We start from the raw sequence: 19089 nt of genomic DNA, 5'->3' as shown, positions 1-19089 counted from the left end.
TTCGCGGGCAAGCCGCGCTCCTACGGGGGCACGCCGCGTTCCTACTGGGTCACGCATCATTCCGTAGGAGCGTGGCTTGCCCGCGAAGGCCTGCAAGGCAGGCCCAAACCCATCCACTCTCAGCTAACTGACCTGCGCCGATACCAGATCCCCCCACCGATCACCACCAGCAGCACTCCCAGCACCCCCACCCAGAACAGCTCGTCATACCCCAGCAACGGCTTCTCCACCCTCACCCACCCGGCGTCCTTGAACAGCAGGCGCATGGCCTGGTTGGCCTCGTCCAGGCTCACCCCGCGCATGCGCTGCGCGGGATCGACGAAACGCCCGTCGGCATACCCGTTCAGCGCCCCCCAGTAGTAATCCGCCAGCGCACTGTTGCCCTGGGTGGTCCAGGCCTCGCGGGCGATGGCCGCGGCCTTGACCCGCTCGAAGGTCTGCGGGTCCAGCCCGTCCTCGCGCAGGCGCTCGAGCATGGCCCGGACCACCGCGACGGCCTGCGCCACCTGGTCTCGCTCCAGGTCGGCGTTGAGGCTGAGCAAGCCGCTGTCGCCAAAGGTCTCGCGCTGGCTCCAGGGCCCATAGGACAGGCCGTGCCTGAGCCGCAGCTCGTCGTACAGCGCCCAGTCCAGGTAGCGCTGCAGCAGCTCCAGGGTTTCGTCGTGTTCGCTGTCCAGCACCGGCTCCAGGAACAGCCAGCTCAACCGCGCGCTGTTGCCCAGCAGGCCGTGGATCAGGGTGCGCTCGGCTTCGGCCTGGCGGGTGACACCCGCCAGCGTCCGGCGCTCGACCGGTTCAACCGGTTCCAGTTCGCCATAGCTGCGCTCCAGATAGGCCGGCAGTACCCGGTCGAGACCGCCGACCACGATCAGGGTCATGTTGTTCGACGCATACCAGCGCTTGCGCACCTCTTCCACCTGCTCCACGGTCATGTCCTCGACGTCGGAGCGTTCGGCGCATTTCAGCCCCAGCTCCACCGCCAACTGGTCGCCGGAGCGCTGGCCGAGGTCCTGGCGGTCGAGCCAGCGTTGCAGGTGCGTGTAGTGCCCGCCGTCCTCGCGCTCGACGATGCGTTTGGACAGGGCCAGGGCATCGTCGTCGATGCGCGTCTGCTGAATGATCGCCAGCAGCAGGTCGAGGACCTTGCGCTGGTTGCGCGCGGGGGCCTCGATGACGAAGGTGGTATCGGCGCTGCTGGTATAGGCGTTCCATTCGCCGCCGAGCGCCTGCATGCGTTTCTCCAGGCCACCCTCGCCGTCGTCGTCGATGCCACTGAACAGCAGGTGTTCGAGCAGGTGGGGCAACTCCTTCTGTTCGCAGGAGAAGTCATCGAAGCCGATGCCCACCACCAGGCGGATCGACACATGGTCGCGCTCGTAGCCGGGCTTGAGCAGCACCTGCAGGCCATTGGGCAGCAGGTAGCCCTCGACCTGGTTGCGATCGAGGGCAAAGCCGGGGGCACAGCCCAGCAACAGGCAGACGAATATCAGGCAACGCATGAACGACTTCCTTGAATCGGTTCGAGGCGGCACGGGGTCACGGCGAATGGATTTCGTCCGGCACGCTGTCGATGAGCAACGCGCCCGTGTCATGACCACCGAGTACCACATAGGCACTGCTGCAGAACAATGAATTCAACCTTCTCATATCGGCGATCAGCTCCAGGTGCAGGGCGCTGGTCTCGATGCTTTGTACCACCTTGCGCTGCAGGCGGCTGACGTGGGCATGGGCCAGGCGCCGTTCCTGGGCACGGAAACGGCGTTTTTCCCGCAACAGCTGGCGCGCGCTTTCCGGATCGGCGCTGAGAAATACCGACAGCCCCAGGCGCAGGTTGGCCAGCAACTGACTCTGCAGGCCGGTCAGTTCCTCCAGGCCGACCTGGGAGAACTCGCGGCGCTGCGAGGTCTTCTGCTGCTGGATCTTGCGCAGCATGCGTTCGATCAGGTCGCTGGCCATTTTCAGGTTCAGTGCCAGTTCGATGATCTCGGCCCAGCGCTGTCTGTCCTGCTCGCTGAGGTCTTCCCGGGGCATCTGCGCCAGGTACAGCTTGATCGCGTTGTACAGCGCCTCGACATCGTCGCCGAGGCTGCGCACTTCCTGGGAAACCGCCGTGTGGGTGCCACGCAGCACGCCGTTCATGGACTCCAGCATGCTGTCCACCAGATCACCCAGGCGCAGCGTCTCGCGCACCGCGTTGGCCAGGGCCAGGCTGGGGGTGGCGAGGGCCGCGGGGTCGAGGTGGCGCGGGGTGGTGTGGCCATTGGTTTCCGGGCGCTCAGGCATCAGCCAGGCGCAGGCCCGCGACATCAGGCCGACGGTGGGCAGCAGGGTCAGGCAACGCAGGCTGTTGTAGAGCAGGTGGAAACCGATCACCAGCTCCGCGGGGCGGAAGTTCAGGCTGTCCATCCACTCGACCAGCGGATGCAGCAGCGGAATGGTCAGCAGCAGGCCGATCAGCTTGTACAGCAGGCTGCCCAGCGCCACCTGGCGCCCCGCGCTGTTGCGCATGCTGGTGCCGATGAAGGCCAGCAGACCGCTGCCGATGTTGGCACCGATCACCAGGCCGATCGCCACCGGCAGGCCGATCACCCCGGCCCCGGCCAGGGTCGCGGTCAGCAGCACCGCGGCCAGGCTGGAGTAGGAAATCATCGCGAACAGGGCGCCGATCAGGGCGTCGAGCAGGATATCGCCGGTCAGCGAGGCGAACAGGACCTTGACCCCCTGCGCCGTGGTGATCGGCGTGGCCGCTTCGACGATCAGCTGCAGAGCGAGGATGATCAGGCCCAGGCCGATGCCCACCCGTCCGAGCTGGCCGGCGCGGGTCTGCTTGCGCGAGAGGAAGAAGATCACGCCGAGGAAGATCAGCAGCGGCGACAGCCACGACAGGTCGAGGGTCAGCACCCGCGCCATCAGCGCGGTACCGACGTCGGCGCCGAGCATGATCGCCAGGGCCGGGGTCAGGGCCATCAGGCCCTGGCCGACGAACGAGGTGACCAGCATCGCCGTGGCGTTGCTGCTCTGCACCATGGCCGTGACCAGGATCCCGGCGATGAACGCCAGCGGCCTGCGCGCCATGTTCTGGCCGATGACGCGGCGCAGGTTGGAGCCGTAGACCCGCAGGATGCCGGTACGGACGATATGTGTGCCCCAGATCAGCAGGGCGACGGCTGACAGCAGATTGAGCAGGGTCAGCATGCTGGGCCCCCTGTTTTCCCGTGCCCCACTGGGGCGAATGAACGACGCTCGGAGCCTGGCCGTGAAGACGGCGGTTGTTTCCAGTGCTCCCTTTAAGCTTTAGCCCGGCGCAAGCCATGGCGCCAGCGCGTTTGTCACTGATCCACAATGAAAAAAGGCCCCGGAAGGGGCCTTGATTCAGCGACTGGCCAGTATTACTGACCCGGGATGTCCTTGCGAAGTTTCACCGGCTCGCTCGGTTGCTGGTCGCGTTTCTTCGCCGCGGCGGTGCGCATGCGGATGTTGATCGCTTCCACGGCCAGGGAGAAGGCCATGGCGAAGTAGACGTAGCCCTTCGGCACGTGGACTTCGAAGGCCTCGGCGATCAGCACCGTACCGACCACGATGAGGAACGACAGGGCGAGCATCTTCAGCGACGGGTGTTTCTCGATGAAGTCGCTGATGGCCTTGGCGCAGAGCATCATCACCAGCACGGCGACGATGATCGCGGCGACCATCACCGGAACATGGGACACCATGCCCACCGCGGTGATCACCGAGTCCAGGGAGAACACGATGTCGATGATGGCGATCTGGATGATGGTGTAGAAGAACTTGCCACCCTTGCCGGCGCTCGGCTCCTCGTTGCTTTCGTCCTCGCCCTCGAGGCCGTGGTAGATCTCCTGGGAGCTTTTCCACAACAGGAACAGGCCGCCGAAGAACAGGATCAGGTCACGCCCGGAAATGCCCTGGCCGAAGACATGGAACAGGTCATCGGTAAGGCGCATGACCCAGGTGATCGAGAGCAGCAGCATGATCCGCGTGACCATGGCCAGGGCCAGGCCGAAGATCCGGGTGCGTTGCTGCATGTGCTTGGGCATGCGGCTGACCAGGATCGAGATCATGATGATGTTGTCGATCCCGAGCACGATTTCGAGTGCGGTCAGAGTGAAAAAGGCAACCCAGATTTCCGGGCTGGTCAGCCATTCCATGTTTGTTCCTTCGAGCGTAAGGCGCCGCGCGCCGGATCAGGCGCGCGAACGGGTTGGGGTGGTTCGTTTACGGGAGGCTGCTGAACAACGGGAAAATGCCCATGAGCAGCGCGGCGAACATTATGCACAGGCAGACTAGCACCGCCCACTTCAAGGTGAAGCGCTGGTGATCGCCGAACTCGATACCGGCCAGGGCCACCAGCAGATAGGTCGACGGTACCAGCGGGCTGAGCAGGTGTACCGGCTGTCCGACGATCGAGGCACGGGCCATTTCCACGGGCGAGATGCCGTAGTGGCTGGCCGCTTCGGAAAGTACCGGCAGCACGCCGTAGTAGAAGGCGTCGTTGGACATGAAGAAGGTGAACGGCATGCTCACGATCGCCGTGATCACCGCCAGGTACGGGCCCAGGGCTTCCGGAATCACCGCCAGCAGGCTTTTCGACATGGCTTCGACCATGCCGGTGCCGGAGAGGATGCCGGTGAAGATCCCGGCGGCGAAGATCAGCCCGGTCACCGCCAGCACGCTGCCGGCGTGGGCGGCGACGCGGTCCTTCTGCTGCTGCAGGCACGGATAGTTGACGATCATCGCGATGCTGAAGGCGATCATGAACAGTACCGGCAGCGGCAGCAGGCCGGCGACCAGCGCGACCATCAGGGCGGCAGTCAGGGCGCCGTTGAACCACAGCAGTTTCGGACGGCGGGCATCGGGGTACTGCGACACGCTGATCTCGCTGTGATCGATCTCGTCGCCCGGCAGGTGCAGTTCGCCGAGGCGGGCGCGCTCGCGCTTGCCGTACATGTAGGCGATGACCAGGATGGCCACGACACCGGCGAGCATGGCCGGGATCATCGGCACGAAGATGTCCGACGGATCGACGTGCAGGGCGCTGGCGGCGCGGGCGGTCGGGCCGCCCCAGGGGGTCATGTTCATCACCCCGCCGGCGAGGATGATCAGGCCGGCCATGATCCGCGGGCTCATGCCCAGGCGGCTGTACAGGGGCAGCATGGCCGCGCAGCAGATCATGTAGGTGGTGGCGCCGTCACCGTCGAGGGACACGACCAGGGCCAGCACCGCGGTGCCGACCGAGACTTTCAGCGGGTCGCCCTTGACCAGTTTGAGGATCTTGCGCACGGCCGGGTCGAACAGGCCAGAGTCGATCATCAGGGCGAAATACAGGATGGCGAACATCAGCATGACGCCGGTGGGCGCGAGCTTGCTGATGCCCTCCAGCATCATCGGGCCGATCTTGGCGGAGAAACCGCCGAACAGGGCGAACAGGATCGGTACCAGGATCAGCGCGATCAAGGCCGACAGGCGCTTGGTCATGATCAGGTACATGAAGGTGATGACCATGGCGAAGCCGAGGAAGGTCAGCATGGGAGTACTCCAGGCGTGGTGCGTCGGGATGGGGACGTGACGGACGGATCAGCGGAGGGGGCGCTGGGGCTGGAGTAGCGAGGGAAACTGCAGGCGTGGGAAGGTACGGAAGGACATCGGAATCACCATTGTTTTTGTTGAGTAGGCCGGGCTCCGTTGAATTCAGGATGCCCTGGCACGCCGGTCGCTTTGCCGGTGGTGAGGCGATGCTAAGGGGCTAAGCTTTCAGCCAGCTTTCGAGGACTGAAAGCTGACCAGTGGTGTTTTCGGGACCGCGCTGCGGTCCTTTCGCGGGCAAAGCCACGCTCCTACGGCATATTTGTGGATCACGGCGTGCGCGCTTTCCCGGTAGGCGCGTGGCTTGCCCGCGAAAAGGTCGTAAAGCGACCCCCAAACTCAAGGAGAACCTGAAAATGAACCAATCCCAAGAAGGCGGCTGCCACTGCGGCGCCCTGCGCTACCGGGTCGAGGGGCCGCTGACCGACGTTGCCCACTGCCACTGCTCGATCTGCCGCAAGGTCTCCGGCGGCCTGCTGGTCACCTGGGCCACGCTGCCCTGCGCCGCTTTTCAGTGGCTGAGCGGTACACCAAAGCGCTACGACTCGTCCGCCAGTTGCGTGCGCTACTTCTGCAGCCGCTGTGGCGCACATCTGGCGTTGACCACCGACCTGAGCCCGGAAACCATCGATATCACCATCGCCACGCTGGATGACCCGGCCGGCGTCCGCCCCGACCGGCATATCTGGACCGAAAGCCGCCTGCCCTGGCTGCATCTGGACGAACACCTGCCCGGCGAGGCCCACGAGACGCTCTGAGGTCAGGGCAGCTCCAGCCCGCCCGCCGCCTTGTGCAGGGCGCGCAGGTGGTCGCCGATCAGCTTGGTATTGGCCTCCACCGCGCGGATCTCCGCGTCGCGCGCCGGGTCCAGCAGGGCGCGGGCTTCCTTGTCGAGGTCGGTGCTCAGACGCTGCAACTGGGCCTGGCGCTCGCTGCTGCTCTCCTCCAGTTCACGCCGCTCCGCCGTCTGGGGCAGGCCGTAGCCACCCTGCCCCAGCAATTCCGCGGGTCGGCTGAGAAAGCCACTGTTGGCGAGGATCTGCTGCAGGGTCTTGTTGGCCTTGTCGACGCTGCCGTCGTTGCGCGAGCGGCCGCCAAGGTAGCGCTGCTTGACCTCGTCCTGGGCCAGCAGCAATTGCCGGCGCAGCGCCGCCTGCTCCAGCAGCAGCATGGCCGCGCTGGTACGCAGGTCGGCGCGCTCGAACCAGGTCCGGCGCTGTTCGGCGCTCTGCTCCAGCCAGGCCTCGACGCTGACCTGGGGCACCGGCAGCTGCTGTTTGAGAACCTGGAACATGGCCTCGAAACGATCGCGATAGGAGTCGAAGCGATAGCCCAGGCGCAGCGCCTCGCGCGGGTCGTCGAGCACGCTGGTGTCGGCCAGGCCACGGCCCTTGAGCACTTCCAGCAAGCCGTTGGGCATGATGTTGTCGAGGCTGGTCAGGCGCGGGTTGGCGGTGCCGCTGCGCAGCAGCTTGAGGGTTTCCACCGCGCAGTTGTTGGACAGGAAGTAATAGTTGCCGTCGTAGCTCCAGTGCATTTCCAGTGCCTGGCGCACGAGGTTTTCCAGCTCCTCGCGTGACAGTTTCAGCGGTACCGAGGACAGGCTGCGTAGCTCGGTCTTGGTGTATTCGTCGATGACCTGGCCCAGGGGCAGCACGAATAACCGCGACGGATAGGCACCGACCAGGCCGTCCCAGCTGGACAGCTGCACATCGTTGACGAACGCGCGGTACGACAGCACCAGATGCTGGTCCAGATCGAGCCGGCAGTCCGGCCCCCTTGGCCGACCGGGCGCGCAGATCACCAGGCGCAGCATGCTGTGGCCCCAGCGGCTGACCCAGTTCTGGTTGGCCTCGGCCAGCAGGTAGTCCACCGAATACACCCGCTCCGGGTCGATCTGGCCCAGCGGTTGCCGGGCGAAATCATTGCCTGCGTTCAGGTACGGCAAGGCCGTCTCGCACGGGGGATGCGCCGGACTCCAGGCGAAATGCTCGCTCAGGTAGGCGTGCAGCGCCGGGCGGCGGCAGGCGTAGCTCGGGTCGAGCAGAAAGTATTCCATGTTCACCGCGACGAACTCCTTCGGGCTGCTCAGCTCGTAGCTGTCCGGGGTCCGTACATCCTGGTGATTCGCCTGCTCGCGCTCGCCGCGACGACCGACGTACTGCGGCCAGCCGGCGATATCGAGGAAACGCGGGTCGTCGCTGAGGGTGAAGCGCCGCTCCGGCTGGCCGCGGCACTCATCGCGCAGGCCGACCGGGCCCTGGCTCTGCGCCTGGCGCCGGCACTGGACGATCAGGCGGCGCTGGTCCGCTGGCCACAGGCGGGCGCGGTCATAGATGTGGGTGAGCTCATGGAGGACGGTGGCCAGCAGTTCCTCGCGCACGGTGCCGTGCGGCCGCCCGGTCTGTTGGGTCGCGGCGCTGCCGTCGGCCAGGCCCGGCAGCAGGCGGCGGTTGAGTTGCAGGGTCGACACCAGCGAGGCCTGGCCGTAGGCGTCCTCCGGCATGCTGGCGCTCCAGCTGACGACGACGGTGCGCTCGAGCCGGGTCTTGAAACGGGGCGGAAGTTTCTGCAGGGCTTCGTCGAGCAGTGCCTGGCTGGCCTGCCGTTGCGCCGTGCTCAGGCCGTCGTCCTGCAAGCGCAGTTGCAAGTCGGCCATGGCGGGCAGGCCGAGCAGCGCGAGCACGCTGCCCAGCAGCCAGGCATGCAAGCACTTCACAGCGCGAGGATGGCTTCGGCCAGGACCTGGTCACTGGCCTGACGTGCTTCGGGCACGCGCTGGCGCAGGGTGTCGAATGCGGCCTCAAGTTGCGCGCCGCGGATATCGCCGTTGCTGGCGACGAAGCTGGCGGCATCGTCACGGGCTTCGCGGACGACTTTCGAATCGCGGATCGAGGTGGTGGTGTCGGACGTGAAATCGATCGAGCGGCCGAAGGCGCGGACGATGATGTTGCTGGTAGCCACCAGGGTGTGCGCCTGGGCCACGTCGGCCAGCAGGAGGAAGCCGAGGGTCGCGGCGATCAGCGGGTTACGCATGGAGCTTCTCCGGGGAAAAAACAGTGTGTTCATTGGACGAGAATCGCCTGCGCCAGTTCAAGGTCACTGCCATGAAGTTCGGGGTTTTCCTGGCGTAGCCGCCGAATGACCGCTTCCAGTCGCGCGCCGCGCAACTGACCGTCGCTGGCGATGAAGACGGCCGCGTCGTCCCGGGCGATCCGCACCCACTTGCGATCGAAAGGCGCACTGCTCACCTGGCTGGTGGCGTAGCCGCTGATGACGGTGGTGGCGGTGGTCATATCGAAAGCCAGGGCCGACCCGGACCCGAGCAATGCAGACAGCAGAAGCAGATAACGCATGGGAAACAGTTGCCTTGCAAACAAGGCGACCAAGGCTATCCCAATGCATCAGCCCGGGCCAGAACGGCTGGCCCGGCTGTTTTGCACCTTGTTGCCGGGGTTCGAATCCCCGTGACGCTTCAGATGGCGAGGATGGCCTGGGCCAGTTGCGCGTCGCTCGCCTGCAGGGTCGGCAGTTGCTGGCGGATGTGGGCGAAGGCGCTTTCCAGCTTCACGCCGCGGATGTCGCCATTGCTGGCGACGAAGCTGGCGGCGTCGTCACGGGCAGCGCGGACGACCTTGTCATCGCGGAACGAAGAGGTGATGTCGGAGGTGGCATCGGTGGACGCCGCCACGGCGCCGACGACGGCGTCAGTGGTCACCACGAAACTGGTGGCCTGGGCGGTCGAAGCCAGAGCCAGCATCAACGCGGCGCCAAGCAGTCGGGTACGGAACATGATGAATCTCCTGGATGGGACTTAATGCACTCTGATGTCAGACGCTTGCTTGTTTTGCTGTGGTACACGAAGAAGCAAGCCGTTTGAAACAAGCGTATCACGGTACAAGCGAAACGGTGTCGCTGGTAACTGTTGCGGTCTATTTTTGATTCTGTAAAACTGTACATGTCGTGACTGCAAAGGCTCTATTTCGCGCCTTGCAGAACGAAAAAACCCGTCAGCAGTCACCTGCGACGGGTTTTTCGGAATTCGGTGCCGGCCATGGCCGGCGGGCCTTGCATCAGCGCCAGAAAGGCTTGCTCAGCTCTTCGTAGCGTTGTGCTTCGCTGATACCGGCGTCGGCCAGCAGGCGGGCATCCAGGCGAGCCAGTTGGTGGCGGCTGGAGATGCGGCGCTGCCAGAGGACCAGGCTGGCCAGAAGGCGCAGTGGCAGGGCAGCTTTAGGTTGTTGAACGTTGCTTTCGAAAACCAGACCGGAACTGAGGGTACGTTCCATGATGTGCGTCCTTCCGCTTATGGCGGCATTGAGGAGTGATTTAACTGATGCCAATGATCCTCCTCCGTCGTCCATAACAGTAGATACAGTTAACCAGCATAGTGATGGTCCAGTTAACTGTTTTAGGGTGCTGTTGCACCTGAAATGAACGCAACTGTACTGGTCTGCGCCAATATGGTGCGTTTTCGAGTGAGGGAAGGGATTGAGAGAGGAAAAGCGGGTGTTTTTGACCGGTACAGTAGAACAGTTTTTGTCAGTTGCCGCTCGCAAACTGTTTTGGTGAGGGGGTTGCGACCGCATCACGGTCGTTCGCGACGGTTCGGAGCGAACGACCGTGATGCAGGCCCGGGAAAGGATCAGCCCGCCAGCATCCGCCCGGTTTCTTCCAGGTTCTCATGCCACGCCAGTGCTTCGCGCAGGATGTGCGGGGTATGCCCGCCACGCTCGCAGGCGCGGTTGAAGTAGTCGTTCAACGCCTCGCGGTAGTCCGGGTGCACGCAGTTGTCGATGATCGTCCGCGCCCGTTCCCGTGGCGCCAGGCCACGCAGGTCGGCCAGGCCCTGTTCGGTGACCAGGATGTCGACGTCATGCTCGGTGTGGTCGACGTGGCTGACCATCGGCACCACGCTGGAAATCGCGCCGCCCTTGGCGATCGACTTGGTGACGAAGATGGCCAGGTGCGCGTTGCGGGCGAAGTCGCCGGAGCCGCCGATGCCGTTCATCATCCGCGTACCGCAGACGTGGGTGGAGTTGACGTTGCCGTACAGGTCGAACTCCAGCGCGGTGTTGATGCCGATGATGCCCAGGCGCCGTACCACTTCAGGGTGGTTGGAGATTTCCTGCGGGCGCAGCACCAGCTTGTCCTTGTAGCGCTCCAGGTTGCCGAACACGTCGGCGTTGCGCCGGCTCGACAGGGTGATCGAACTGCCCGAGGCGAAGCCCAGCTTGCCGGCGTCGATCAGGTCGAAGGTCGAGTCCTGCAGGACTTCCGAGTACATGGTCAGGTCTTCGAACGGCGACTCGATCAGGCCGCACATCACCGCGTTGGCGATGCTGCCGATACCCGCCTGCAGCGGGCCGAGCCTGTTGGTCATGCGCCCCGCCGCCACTTCTTCCTTGAAGAAGTTGATCAGGTGGTTGGCGATACCCTGGGTTTCGTCGTCTGGTGGCAGCACGGTGGACGGCGAGTCCGGTTGCTCGGTGATGACGATGGCGACGATCTTCGCCGGGTCGATCGGGATCGCGGTGCTGCCGATGCGGTCGTCGACCTTCACCAGCGGGATCGGCGTGCGGGTCGGACGATAGGTCGGGATATAGATGTCGTGCAGGCCTTCGAGGTTGGCGTTGTGCGCCATGTTGATCTCGATGATCACCTGCTTGGCGAAGATCGCGAAGCTCGCCGAGTTGCCCACCGAGGTGGTCGGCACGATATGGCCCTGTTCAGTGATCGCCACCGCCTCGATCACGGCGATGTCCGGCAGCTTGAGCTGCTGGTTGCGCAGTTGCTCGACGGTTTCCGACAGGTGCTGGTCGATGAACATCACCTTGCCGTCGTTGATGGCCTTGCGCAGGGTGCTGTCCACCTGGAACGGCATGCGCCGTGCCAGTACGCCGGCCTCGGTGAGTTCCTTGTCCAGGTCGTTGCCCAGGCTGGCGCCGGTCATCAGGCTGATCTGCAGCGGCGACTGTTTGGCCCGCTCGGCCAGCGCGTGGGGAACGGCCTTGGCTTCACCCGCGCGGGTGAAACCGCTCATGCCAACGGTCATGCCATCCTGGATCAGGCCAGCGGCATCGGCCGCGCTCATGACTTTCTGGTGCAGCGAGGACAAGCGAATACGATCACGGTACATGGATTGTTATCTCGGGCTACTGAAGCTAGGTGCGCAGTCTATTGCTTTCCCGAAAACTCGTCCCGCGACCAAGGTCGTAGTTCAGCCCCTGAAATAGAGCCTTCCGTCGGTGTGGCGGGGACGAAAAAGCCCCGGTCGTTGCCGAACCGGGGCTTTTTGTCACAGTCGCGGAAGTGGCTTATTCCACTGCTTTGACCATGTCCTCGATGACCTTCTTGGCATCGCCGAAGACCATCATGGTCTTGTCGAGGTAGAACAGCTCGTTGTCCAGGCCGGCATAGCCGCTGGCCATCGAGCGCTTGTTGACGATGATCGTCTTGGCCTTGAAGGCTTCGAGAATCGGCATGCCGGCGATCGGCGATTTCGGATCGTTCTTCGCCGCCGGGTTGACCACGTCGTTGGCGCCGAGCACCAGGACCACGTCGGCCTGACCGAACTCGGAGTTGATGTCCTCCATCTCGAACACCTGGTCATACGGCACTTCGGCTTCGGCCAGGAGGACGTTCATGTGTCCAGGCATGCGCCCGGCCACCGGGTGGATCGCGTACTTCACGGTCACGCCGGCATGGGTCAGCTTCTCGGTCAGTTCCTTCAGCGCGTGCTGCGCACGGGCCACCGCCAGGCCGTAGCCAGGCACGATGATCACGCTGTCGGCGTTGCTCAGGAGGAAGGTGGCGTCGTCGGCGGAGCCGGACTTCACCGGGCGCTGTTCCTTCGAACCGCTGGCCGCGCCGGCATCGGTATCGCCACCGAAACCACCGAGGATCACGTTGAAGAACGAACGGTTCATCGCCTTGCACATGATGTACGAGAGGATGGCACCGGACGAACCGACCAGGGAGCCGGCGATGATCAGCATCGAGTTGTTCAGCGAGAAGCCGATACCGGCCGCCGCCCAGCCCGAGTAGCTGTTGAGCATCGACACCACCACCGGCATGTCGGCGCCGCCGATCGGGATGATGATCAGCACGCCCATGATGAAGGCCAGGGCCAGCATCACTGCGAAGGCGGTGTAGTCGCCGGTGAAGGTGAACACCAGGCCGAGGCCGATGGTGGCCAGGCCCAGCACCAGGTTGATCTTGTGCTGGCCGGCGAACTGCACCGGTGCGCCCTGGAACAGGCGGAACTTGTACTTGCCCGAGAGCTTGCCGAAAGCGATCACCGAACCGGAGAAGGTGATCGCACCGATGGCCGCGCCGAGGAACAGTTCCAGGCGGTTGCCGGCGGGAATCGGGTCGCTGATGGCGCTGACGATGCCCAGGGACTGTGGCTCGACCACCGCCGCGATGGCGATGAATACCGCGGCCAGGCCGATCATGCTGTGCATGAACGCCACCAGCTCCGGCATCTTGGTCATTTCCACACGCTTGGCCATGATCGCACCGGCACTGCCGCCGATCAGCAGGCCGACGAGCACGTAGGCGATGCCATCAGTGGCCAGCTCGGCACCGAGCTTGTAGATCAGGCCCACGGTGGTGAACACCGCCAGGGCCATGCCGAGCATGCCGAACAGGTTGCCGCGGCGCGAAGTGGTCGGGTGCGACAGGCCTTTGAGGGCCTGGATGAAACACACCGAAGCGACCAGGTAGAGAAGAGTTACCAGGTTCATGCTCATGTTTACTTCTGCCCCTCTGCCTTCGCGGCTTTCTTCTTGAACATCTCCAGCATGCGCCGGGTGACGAGGAATCCACCGAACACGTTCACCGCCGCCAGAGCGACGGCCAGGGTGCCCATGATCTTGCCCAGCGGGGTCACGGTCAGGGCCGCGGCGAGCATGGCACCGACGATGACGATGGCGGAAATGGCGTTGGTGACTGCCATCAGGGGGGTGTGCAGTGCAGGTGTGACGTTCCAGACCACGTGATAACCGACGTAGATCGCCAGTACGAAGATGATCAGGTTGTAGACGCCGTGGGAAATCAGCATGTCTTCCATAGCGGGCTCCTTATCCGTTCTTGCGGATGACCTGGCCGTCGCGGCACATCAGGCACGCGGCGACGATGTCGTCTTCGAGGTTGATGGTCAGGGTGCCGTCCTTGTCGAACAGCAGCTTCATGAAGTCCAGCAGGTTGCGTGCATACAGCGCCGAGGCATCGGCGCCGACCTGAGCCGGCAGGTTGGTCGGGCCGACGATGGTCACGCCATTCTCTACCACCACCTGGTCGGCGACGGTCAGCGGGCAGTTGCCGCCCTGGGCCGCGGCGAGGTCGATGACCACCGAGCCGGGTTTCATCTGCGCCACGGTTTCCGCGCTGAGCAGCGTCGGTGCCTTGCGGCCCGGAATCAGCGCGGTGGTGATGACGATATCGGCCTGCTTGGCGCGCTCGTGCACGGCCTGCGCCTGGCGCTGCATCCAGCTCGCCGGCATGGGCCGGGCATAGCCGCCGACGCCTTCGGCGCACTCGCGCTCTTCGTCGGTCTCATACGGCACATCGAGGAACTTGGCCCCGAGGGATTCGATCTGCTCCTTCACCGCCGGACGCACGTCCGAAGCCTCGATCACCGCACCCAGGCGTTTGGCCGTGGCGATTGCCTGCAGGCCAGCCACGCCGGCGCCGAGAATCAGTACGCGAGCGGCTTTCACCGTACCCGCGGCCGTCATCAGCATCGGCATGAAGCGTGGATAGTGGTGCGCGGCGAGCAACACAGCCTTGTAACCGGCAATGTTGGCCTGCGAGGACAGCACGTCCAGGCTCTGGGCCCGGGAGGTGCGTGGCGCGGCTTCGAGGGCGAAAGCGGTAATGCCGCATTCGGCCATCTTGGCGATGAGGTCGCTGTTGAACGGATTGAGCATGCCCGCGAGCACGGTACCGCTCTTGATCTGGCCCAGTTCGCTGTCGTTGGGCGCCACAACTTTCAGGACAAGCTGTGCGCCAAACGCATCGGCGGCGCTTCCAAGAACGGCGCCGACCGCCTCATAGGCGCTGTCCGGGATGCTGGCATTGATGCCGGCTCCGCGCTGAACAGTGACCTGATGACCCTGTCCCACCAGTTTCTTGATGGTTTCGGGAGTGGCAGCGACCCGTGTTTCGCCCGTCTGCGTTTCGAGAGGAACACCAATGTGCACGTCATTTCTCCTGCGTGATCTTTTTTTGTTGAACCAGCGCACTACGGATGGCGCGTCTGGGCGGCCGATCAGCACGATCCCGTCCGAAAACAGACGGGGCGCCGCATTTTGCAAGCGATCTTTAGTCGTATCAATGGGTCTTGAATGGAAACTACAAACAAACTACAAGTCACCCTGTGACCGCATGTCGCACCAGGGCGGCCGCAGCCCGTTAAACACGGGCTTTCGCGACATTAAGATAAAATTTAAAAATTTTCTGACAATTTTCATGAAGACGACGAAAAACGTCGTTTTGAGGCGAGGGAAACCCTTTAAACAAAGGGGTTCTACGAGGTTTTCAGGGCGACTGAAACAGTTGTCGCAAAAGCGACATTTGCTTATATCTGTAGGTGTTCAGAATAATTGACTACTGGGTCAATAAACCGCTTTCGTCCTTGTGGGCCGCGGCATAGCGCTGAGCCTCAGTGACCAGCCAATCGCGAAAAGCGCGCAGGGAAGCCGATTCCACCTTCCGCTCGGGGATCATCAGGTAATACGCCTTGACGCTGGACAAGCCATGGGGGTTGGCGATGACCAGGCGCCTCTCCTCCAGTTCGCGCTGGATCAGGAACGGCGGAATCAGCGCAATACCCATCTCGTGCATGGCTGCCTGGGCCAGCATCGAGAATAGTTCATAACGCGGGCCTGTCATGTCCCGGGCGATGTTCATTTCCAGGCTGTCGAACCATTGTCGCCAGGCATAGGGCCGGGTGGTCTGCTGCAGCAGCGGGAGCTGGGCGATGCTCTGGGGTGTGAGAGTCCTGTGCTTGCCCAGCAATGCCGGGCTGCACACCGGTACGGGGCTTTCTCCCATCAGTCTGTGGGATTGCGTACCGGACCAGTCGGCATCCCCGAAATAGATGGCGGCGTCGAAGTGGGTGTCGGCGAACAGGAATGGCCGGGTGCGGTTGGTCAGATTGACCGTGACCTCGGGGTGGCGCTGCTGGAAGTCTTTCAGACGCGGCAGCAGCCATTGCGTGCCGAAGGTCGGCACCACCGCCAGTTCGATGACATTGGCGCCTTGCTGGCCCATCACCGACAGCGTGTCGCGTTCCACGGCGTCCAGTTGCGTGGCTACCCGTCGGCTGTAGGACAGCCCGGCCTCGGTGAGCTTCACTCCGCGCCGCGAACGGCGAAACAGCTCCACGTTGAGGAACTCTTCCAGTCCGCCGATCTGCCGACAGACGGCGCCCTGGGTCAGGGACAGTTCCTGCGCGGCCTTGGTGAAGCTCTCGTGGCGGGCTGCGGCTTCGAAGCAGACCAGGGCTGTAGTGCTGGGAATCTTGCGCCGCATATACGTCAACCTCACTAATTCGCCTTGGAAAAGGCCTTCGCTGTTGTTACGGAGTGAGAAATTAGCACAACACTATGCGCAATCCTCGTTTGTCGCCCTGCCCGTTCGGGCCTAGGATCAATGCACGACAAAAACCATCCCATTTCCCATTCGAGGATTCGCTCATGGCCGGCAAAGCAAGCTTCAACTGGATCGATCCGCTGCTGCTCGATCAGCAGCTCACTGAAGAAGAGCGCATGGTGCGTGACAGCGCTTTCCAGTTCGCCCAGGACAAGCTGGCACCCCGTGTGCTGGAAGCCTTTCGTCATGAGCAGACGGATCCCGCGATCTTCCGCGAAATGGGTGAAGTCGGCCTGCTCGGCGCGACCATTCCCGAACAGTACGGCGGCAGCGGCCTGAACTATGTGTGCTACGGCCTGATCGCCCGCGAAGTGGAGCGTATCGACTCCGGCTACCGCTCGATGATGAGCGTGCAGTCCTCGCTGGTGATGGTGCCGATCAACGAATTCGGTAGCGAAGCGCAGAAACAGAAGTATCTGCCGAAGCTGGCCAGTGGCGAGTGGATCGGCTGCTTCGGTCTGACCGAGCCGAACCATGGTTCCGATCCGGGCTCGATGATCACCCGGGCCAAGAAGGTCGATGGTGGCTATCGCCTGAGCGGGAGCAAGATGTGGATCACCAACAGCCCGATCGCTGATGTGTTCGTGGTCTGGGCGAAGGACGACGCTGGCGATATCCGTGGTTTCGTCCTGGAGAAAGGCTGGCAGGGTCTGAGCGCCCCGGCGATCCATGGCAAGGTCGGCCTGCGTGCGTCGATCACTGGCGAAATCGTCATGGACAACGTGTTCGTGCCGGAAGAAAACGCCTTTCCGGATGTGCGCGGTCTCAAAGGTCCGTTCACCTGCCTGAATTCGGCGCGTTACGGCATTTCCTGGGGCGCGCTGGGCGCCGCCGAAGCTTGCTGGCACACCGCGCGGCAATACACCCTGGATCGTCAGCAGTTCGGTCGCCCGCTGGCTGCCAACCAGCTGATCCAGAAGAAGCTGGCCGACATGCAGACCGAAATCACCCTGGGCCTGCAGGGCTGCCTGCGCCTGGGGCGGATGAAGGACGAAGGCACCGCGGCGGTGGAAATCACCTCGATCATGAAGCGCAACTCCTGCGGCAAGGCCCTGGATATCGCGCGCATGGCGCGGGACATGCTGGGTGGCAACGGTATCTCCGACGAATTCGGCGTGGCCCGTCACCTGGTCAACCTCGAAGTGGTCAACACCTACGAGGGTACCCATGACGTTCACGCGCTGATCCTCGGCCGTGCGCAGACCGGCATCCAGGCCTTCTTCTAATAAAGGAATCAGTCCATGGGCGCGCTTTCTCATTTGCGGGTCCTGGATCTGTCGCGGGTGCTGGCCGGGCCATGGTCCGGCCAGATCCTCGCGGATCTGGGCGCGGAGGTCATCAAGGTCGAACGGCCGGGCAGCGGGGACGATACCCGCGCCTGGGGGCCGCCCTTCCTCAAGGATGCCAAGGGCGAAAACACCAGCGAGGCGGCTTATTACCTGTCGGCCAATCGCAACAAGCGCTCGGTGACCATCGACTTCACTCAGCCCGAGGGCCAGCGCCTGGTGCGCGAGCTGGCGGCGAAGTCCGATGTGGTGATCGAGAACTTCAAGGTCGGTGGTTTGGCGGCCTATGGGCTGGACTACGAAAGCCTCCGTCAGATCAATCCGAATCTGATCTACTGCTCCATTACCGGGTTCGGTCAGACCGGGCCTTATGCCAAGCGTGCGGGTTACGACTTCATGATCCAGGGGCTGGGCGGGCTGATGAGCCTGACCGGACGTCCCGAAGGTGAAGAAGGCGCCGGACCGGTGAAGGTCGGCGTGGCGTTGACCGATATTCTCACCGGCTTGTATTCCACCGTGGCGATCCTGGCCGCCCTCGCCCATCGCGAGCAGAACGGCGGCGGGCAGCATATCGATATGGCCCTGCTGGATGTGCAGGTGGCTTGCCTGGCTAACCAGGCGATGAACTACCTCACCACCGGCACTGCGCCGCGTCGGCTGGGCAACGCGCATCCGAACATCGTGCCTTATCAGGACTTTCCTACTGCGGATGGGGATTTCATCCTGACCGTGGGCAATGACGGGCAATTCCGCAAATTCGCCGAGGTGGCAGGTCAGCCACAGTGGGCGGACGATCCACGCTTCGTCACCAACAAGCTGCGGGTGGCCAATCGTGCCGAGCTGATTCCGCTGATTCGCCAGGCCACTGTGTTCAAGACCACGGCTGAGTGGGTCAGCCAGCTGGAGCAGGCGGGCGTGCCGTGTGGGCCGATCAACGATCTGGCGCAGATGTTCGCCGACCCTCAGGTGAAGGCGCGCGGGCTGGCGATCGACATCCCGCATCCGCTGGCTGGTAGCGTGCCGCAGGTGGCCAGCCCGATTCGCCTGTCCGAGACGCCGGTGGAGTATCGCAACGCGCCGCCGCTGTTGGGCGAGCATACCGAGCAGATCCTTGGTGGCTTGCTGGGGCTGGCCGACGGGGATATCCAGCGACTGCGTGAGGCGGGGGTGCTCTGATAGCGTTCTTCTATATATAGAGAGAAAACGGGGTGTCAGTGCTGATTTGGAACAATTTCAAATTAGTGCTTGACGCCCCGTATTATCTCTCTATAATTCGCCCCACTTCCGGCGCAGTCGAAACGGAAAACTCCTTGAAAATCAATGAGTTGGATGTTTCAGGTAGTATCGGAAGTGCTTCGGTCATCGACGAAGGCGGTTGAAAAAGGCAGTTGACAGCAGGTTGTAACGCTGTAGAATTCGCCTCCCGCTAACGAGAGATCGCAGCGAGTCAAGTGCTTGAAGTTGAACGAGAAATTCTGAAAAACTTCAAAATAAACGCTTGACAGACTTAGAGGAAAGCGTAGAATGCGCGCCTCGGTTGAAG

17 protein-coding genes and 1 pseudogene are annotated in these 19089 nt (G+C 63.3%); 3 read left to right on the top strand and 15 right to left on the bottom strand.

The window, feature by feature from the left end; all coding sequences use genetic code 11:
- Positions 1–119 precede the first annotated feature (119 nt).
- The 4 genes from CHB99_RS22220 to CHB99_RS22205 all read right to left on the bottom strand — a co-directional run bounded on the left by CHB99_RS22220 (position 120) and on the right by CHB99_RS22205 (position 5544).
- On the bottom strand, positions 120–1499 hold the full coding sequence (locus tag CHB99_RS22220; RefSeq protein ID WP_042127685.1) for a M16 family metallopeptidase: 1380 nt from the start codon (positions 1497–1499) through the stop codon (positions 120–122).
- A gap of 37 nt (positions 1500–1536) precedes the next feature.
- On the bottom strand, positions 1537–3195 hold the full coding sequence (locus CHB99_RS22215) for a Na/Pi cotransporter family protein (RefSeq protein ID WP_042127686.1): 1659 nt from the start codon (positions 3193–3195) through the stop codon (positions 1537–1539).
- Positions 3196–3389: 194 nt separating this feature from the next.
- Positions 3390–4166 carry a TerC family protein gene (locus CHB99_RS22210; RefSeq protein ID WP_042127688.1) on the bottom strand — a complete coding sequence of 259 codons (777 nt, stop codon included), beginning with the start codon at positions 4164–4166 and terminating at the stop codon, positions 3390–3392.
- 67 nt (positions 4167–4233) lie between these two features.
- Entirely contained in the window at positions 4234–5544 is a 1311-nt protein-coding gene (locus tag CHB99_RS22205; protein ID WP_042127689.1) for a CitMHS family transporter, read from the bottom strand.
- A gap of 413 nt (positions 5545–5957) precedes the next feature.
- On the opposite strand from CHB99_RS22205, the gene CHB99_RS22200 reads away from it, so the two are divergent.
- Positions 5958–6359, top strand: a complete 402-nt coding sequence (locus CHB99_RS22200) for a GFA family protein (protein WP_042127691.1) — start codon at positions 5958–5960, stop codon at positions 6357–6359.
- A gap of 2 nt (positions 6360–6361) precedes the next feature.
- On the opposite strand, the gene CHB99_RS22195 is transcribed toward CHB99_RS22200, so the two are convergent.
- The 10 genes from CHB99_RS22195 to CHB99_RS22150 all read right to left on the bottom strand — a co-directional run bounded on the left by CHB99_RS22195 (position 6362) and on the right by CHB99_RS22150 (position 16140).
- Entirely contained in the window at positions 6362–8320 is a 1959-nt protein-coding gene (locus CHB99_RS22195) for a DUF7844 domain-containing protein (RefSeq protein WP_089266634.1), read from the bottom strand.
- Positions 8317–8637, bottom strand: coding sequence for a DUF2388 domain-containing protein (locus tag CHB99_RS22190; RefSeq protein ID WP_042127693.1), 321 nt, complete (start codon positions 8635–8637; stop codon positions 8317–8319). The genes CHB99_RS22195 and CHB99_RS22190 overlap by 4 nt, the downstream gene beginning before the upstream one ends.
- Before the next feature lie 29 nt (positions 8638–8666).
- Positions 8667–8957, bottom strand: coding sequence for a DUF2388 domain-containing protein (locus tag CHB99_RS22185; RefSeq protein WP_042127695.1), 291 nt, complete (start codon positions 8955–8957; stop codon positions 8667–8669).
- Positions 8958–9076: 119 nt separating this feature from the next.
- On the bottom strand, positions 9077–9394 hold the full coding sequence (locus CHB99_RS22180) for a DUF2388 domain-containing protein (RefSeq protein WP_042127697.1): 318 nt from the start codon (positions 9392–9394) through the stop codon (positions 9077–9079).
- Between the two features lie 280 nt (positions 9395–9674).
- On the bottom strand, positions 9675–9890 hold the full coding sequence (locus CHB99_RS22175) for a DUF1127 domain-containing protein (RefSeq protein WP_042127699.1): 216 nt from the start codon (positions 9888–9890) through the stop codon (positions 9675–9677).
- 356 nt (positions 9891–10246) lie between these two features.
- Positions 10247–11740: a succinyl-CoA:acetate CoA-transferase ScpC gene (gene scpC, locus CHB99_RS22170; RefSeq protein WP_042127701.1), complete on the bottom strand. Its 1494-nt coding sequence runs from the start codon at positions 11738–11740 to the stop codon at positions 10247–10249.
- Between the two features lie 178 nt (positions 11741–11918).
- Positions 11919–13355 carry an NAD(P)(+) transhydrogenase (Re/Si-specific) subunit beta gene (locus CHB99_RS22165; RefSeq protein ID WP_042127703.1) on the bottom strand — a complete coding sequence of 479 codons (1437 nt, stop codon included), beginning with the start codon at positions 13353–13355 and terminating at the stop codon, positions 11919–11921.
- A 2-nt stretch (positions 13356–13357) separates the two neighbouring features.
- Complete coding sequence (locus CHB99_RS22160) at positions 13358–13675, bottom strand: NAD(P) transhydrogenase subunit alpha part 2 (RefSeq protein ID WP_042127705.1); 318 nt, start codon at positions 13673–13675, stop codon at positions 13358–13360.
- 10 nt (positions 13676–13685) lie between these two features.
- Complete coding sequence (locus tag CHB99_RS22155; RefSeq protein ID WP_042127707.1) at positions 13686–14807, bottom strand: Re/Si-specific NAD(P)(+) transhydrogenase subunit alpha; 1122 nt, start codon at positions 14805–14807, stop codon at positions 13686–13688.
- A gap of 406 nt (positions 14808–15213) precedes the next feature.
- Positions 15214–16140, bottom strand: a complete 927-nt coding sequence (locus CHB99_RS22150) for a LysR family transcriptional regulator (RefSeq protein ID WP_042127709.1) — start codon at positions 16138–16140, stop codon at positions 15214–15216.
- A 164-nt stretch (positions 16141–16304) separates the two neighbouring features.
- Here CHB99_RS22150 and CHB99_RS22145 point away from each other — a divergent pair, with 164 nt between their 5' ends.
- Positions 16305–17486, top strand: a complete 1182-nt coding sequence (locus CHB99_RS22145; protein ID WP_042127710.1) for an acyl-CoA dehydrogenase — start codon at positions 16305–16307, stop codon at positions 17484–17486.
- A 15-nt stretch (positions 17487–17501) separates the two neighbouring features.
- On the top strand, positions 17502–18722 hold the full coding sequence (locus CHB99_RS22140) for a CaiB/BaiF CoA transferase family protein (protein ID WP_042127712.1): 1221 nt from the start codon (positions 17502–17504) through the stop codon (positions 18720–18722).
- A 158-nt stretch (positions 18723–18880) separates the two neighbouring features.
- On the opposite strand, the pseudogene CHB99_RS29975 reads toward CHB99_RS22140, so the two are convergent.
- Positions 18881–19089: pseudogene (locus CHB99_RS29975) on the bottom strand (hypothetical protein); the annotation flags it as partial.

Origin of the sequence: Pseudomonas japonica (assembly GCF_900188455.1) — a bacterium.
Classification (GTDB): Bacteria; Pseudomonadota; Gammaproteobacteria; order Pseudomonadales; family Pseudomonadaceae; genus Aquipseudomonas; species Aquipseudomonas japonica.
The sequence above is the reverse complement of the archived record's forward strand: the minus strand, read 5'-3'. Positions and strand labels throughout refer to the sequence as shown.

Bases quoted from the DNA above. Each gene is read 5' to 3' on its own strand.
- CHB99_RS22220 (WP_042127685.1), bottom strand. From the start codon at position 1,499: ATGCGTTGCCTGATATTCGTCTGCCTGTTGCTGGGCTGTGCCCCCGGC.
- CHB99_RS22215 (WP_042127686.1), bottom strand. From the start codon at position 3,195: ATGCTGACCCTGCTCAATCTGCTGTCAGCCGTCGCCCTGCTGATCTGG.
- CHB99_RS22210 (WP_042127688.1), bottom strand. From the start codon at position 4,166: ATGGAATGGCTGACCAGCCCGGAAATCTGGGTTGCCTTTTTCACTCTG.
- CHB99_RS22205 (WP_042127689.1), bottom strand. From the start codon at position 5,544: ATGCTGACCTTCCTCGGCTTCGCCATGGTCATCACCTTCATGTACCTG.
- CHB99_RS22200 (WP_042127691.1), top strand. From the start codon at position 5,958: ATGAACCAATCCCAAGAAGGCGGCTGCCACTGCGGCGCCCTGCGCTAC.
- CHB99_RS22190 (WP_042127693.1), bottom strand. From the start codon at position 8,637: ATGCGTAACCCGCTGATCGCCGCGACCCTCGGCTTCCTCCTGCTGGCC.
- CHB99_RS22185 (WP_042127695.1), bottom strand. From the start codon at position 8,957: ATGCGTTATCTGCTTCTGCTGTCTGCATTGCTCGGGTCCGGGTCGGCC.
- CHB99_RS22180 (WP_042127697.1), bottom strand. From the start codon at position 9,394: ATGTTCCGTACCCGACTGCTTGGCGCCGCGTTGATGCTGGCTCTGGCT.
- CHB99_RS22175 (WP_042127699.1), bottom strand. From the start codon at position 9,890: ATGGAACGTACCCTCAGTTCCGGTCTGGTTTTCGAAAGCAACGTTCAA.
- scpC (WP_042127701.1), bottom strand. From the start codon at position 11,740: ATGTACCGTGATCGTATTCGCTTGTCCTCGCTGCACCAGAAAGTCATG.
- CHB99_RS22165 (WP_042127703.1), bottom strand. From the start codon at position 13,355: ATGAGCATGAACCTGGTAACTCTTCTCTACCTGGTCGCTTCGGTGTGT.
- CHB99_RS22160 (WP_042127705.1), bottom strand. From the start codon at position 13,675: ATGGAAGACATGCTGATTTCCCACGGCGTCTACAACCTGATCATCTTC.
- CHB99_RS22150 (WP_042127709.1), bottom strand. From the start codon at position 16,140: ATGCGGCGCAAGATTCCCAGCACTACAGCCCTGGTCTGCTTCGAAGCC.
- CHB99_RS22145 (WP_042127710.1), top strand. From the start codon at position 16,305: ATGGCCGGCAAAGCAAGCTTCAACTGGATCGATCCGCTGCTGCTCGAT.
- CHB99_RS22140 (WP_042127712.1), top strand. From the start codon at position 17,502: ATGGGCGCGCTTTCTCATTTGCGGGTCCTGGATCTGTCGCGGGTGCTG.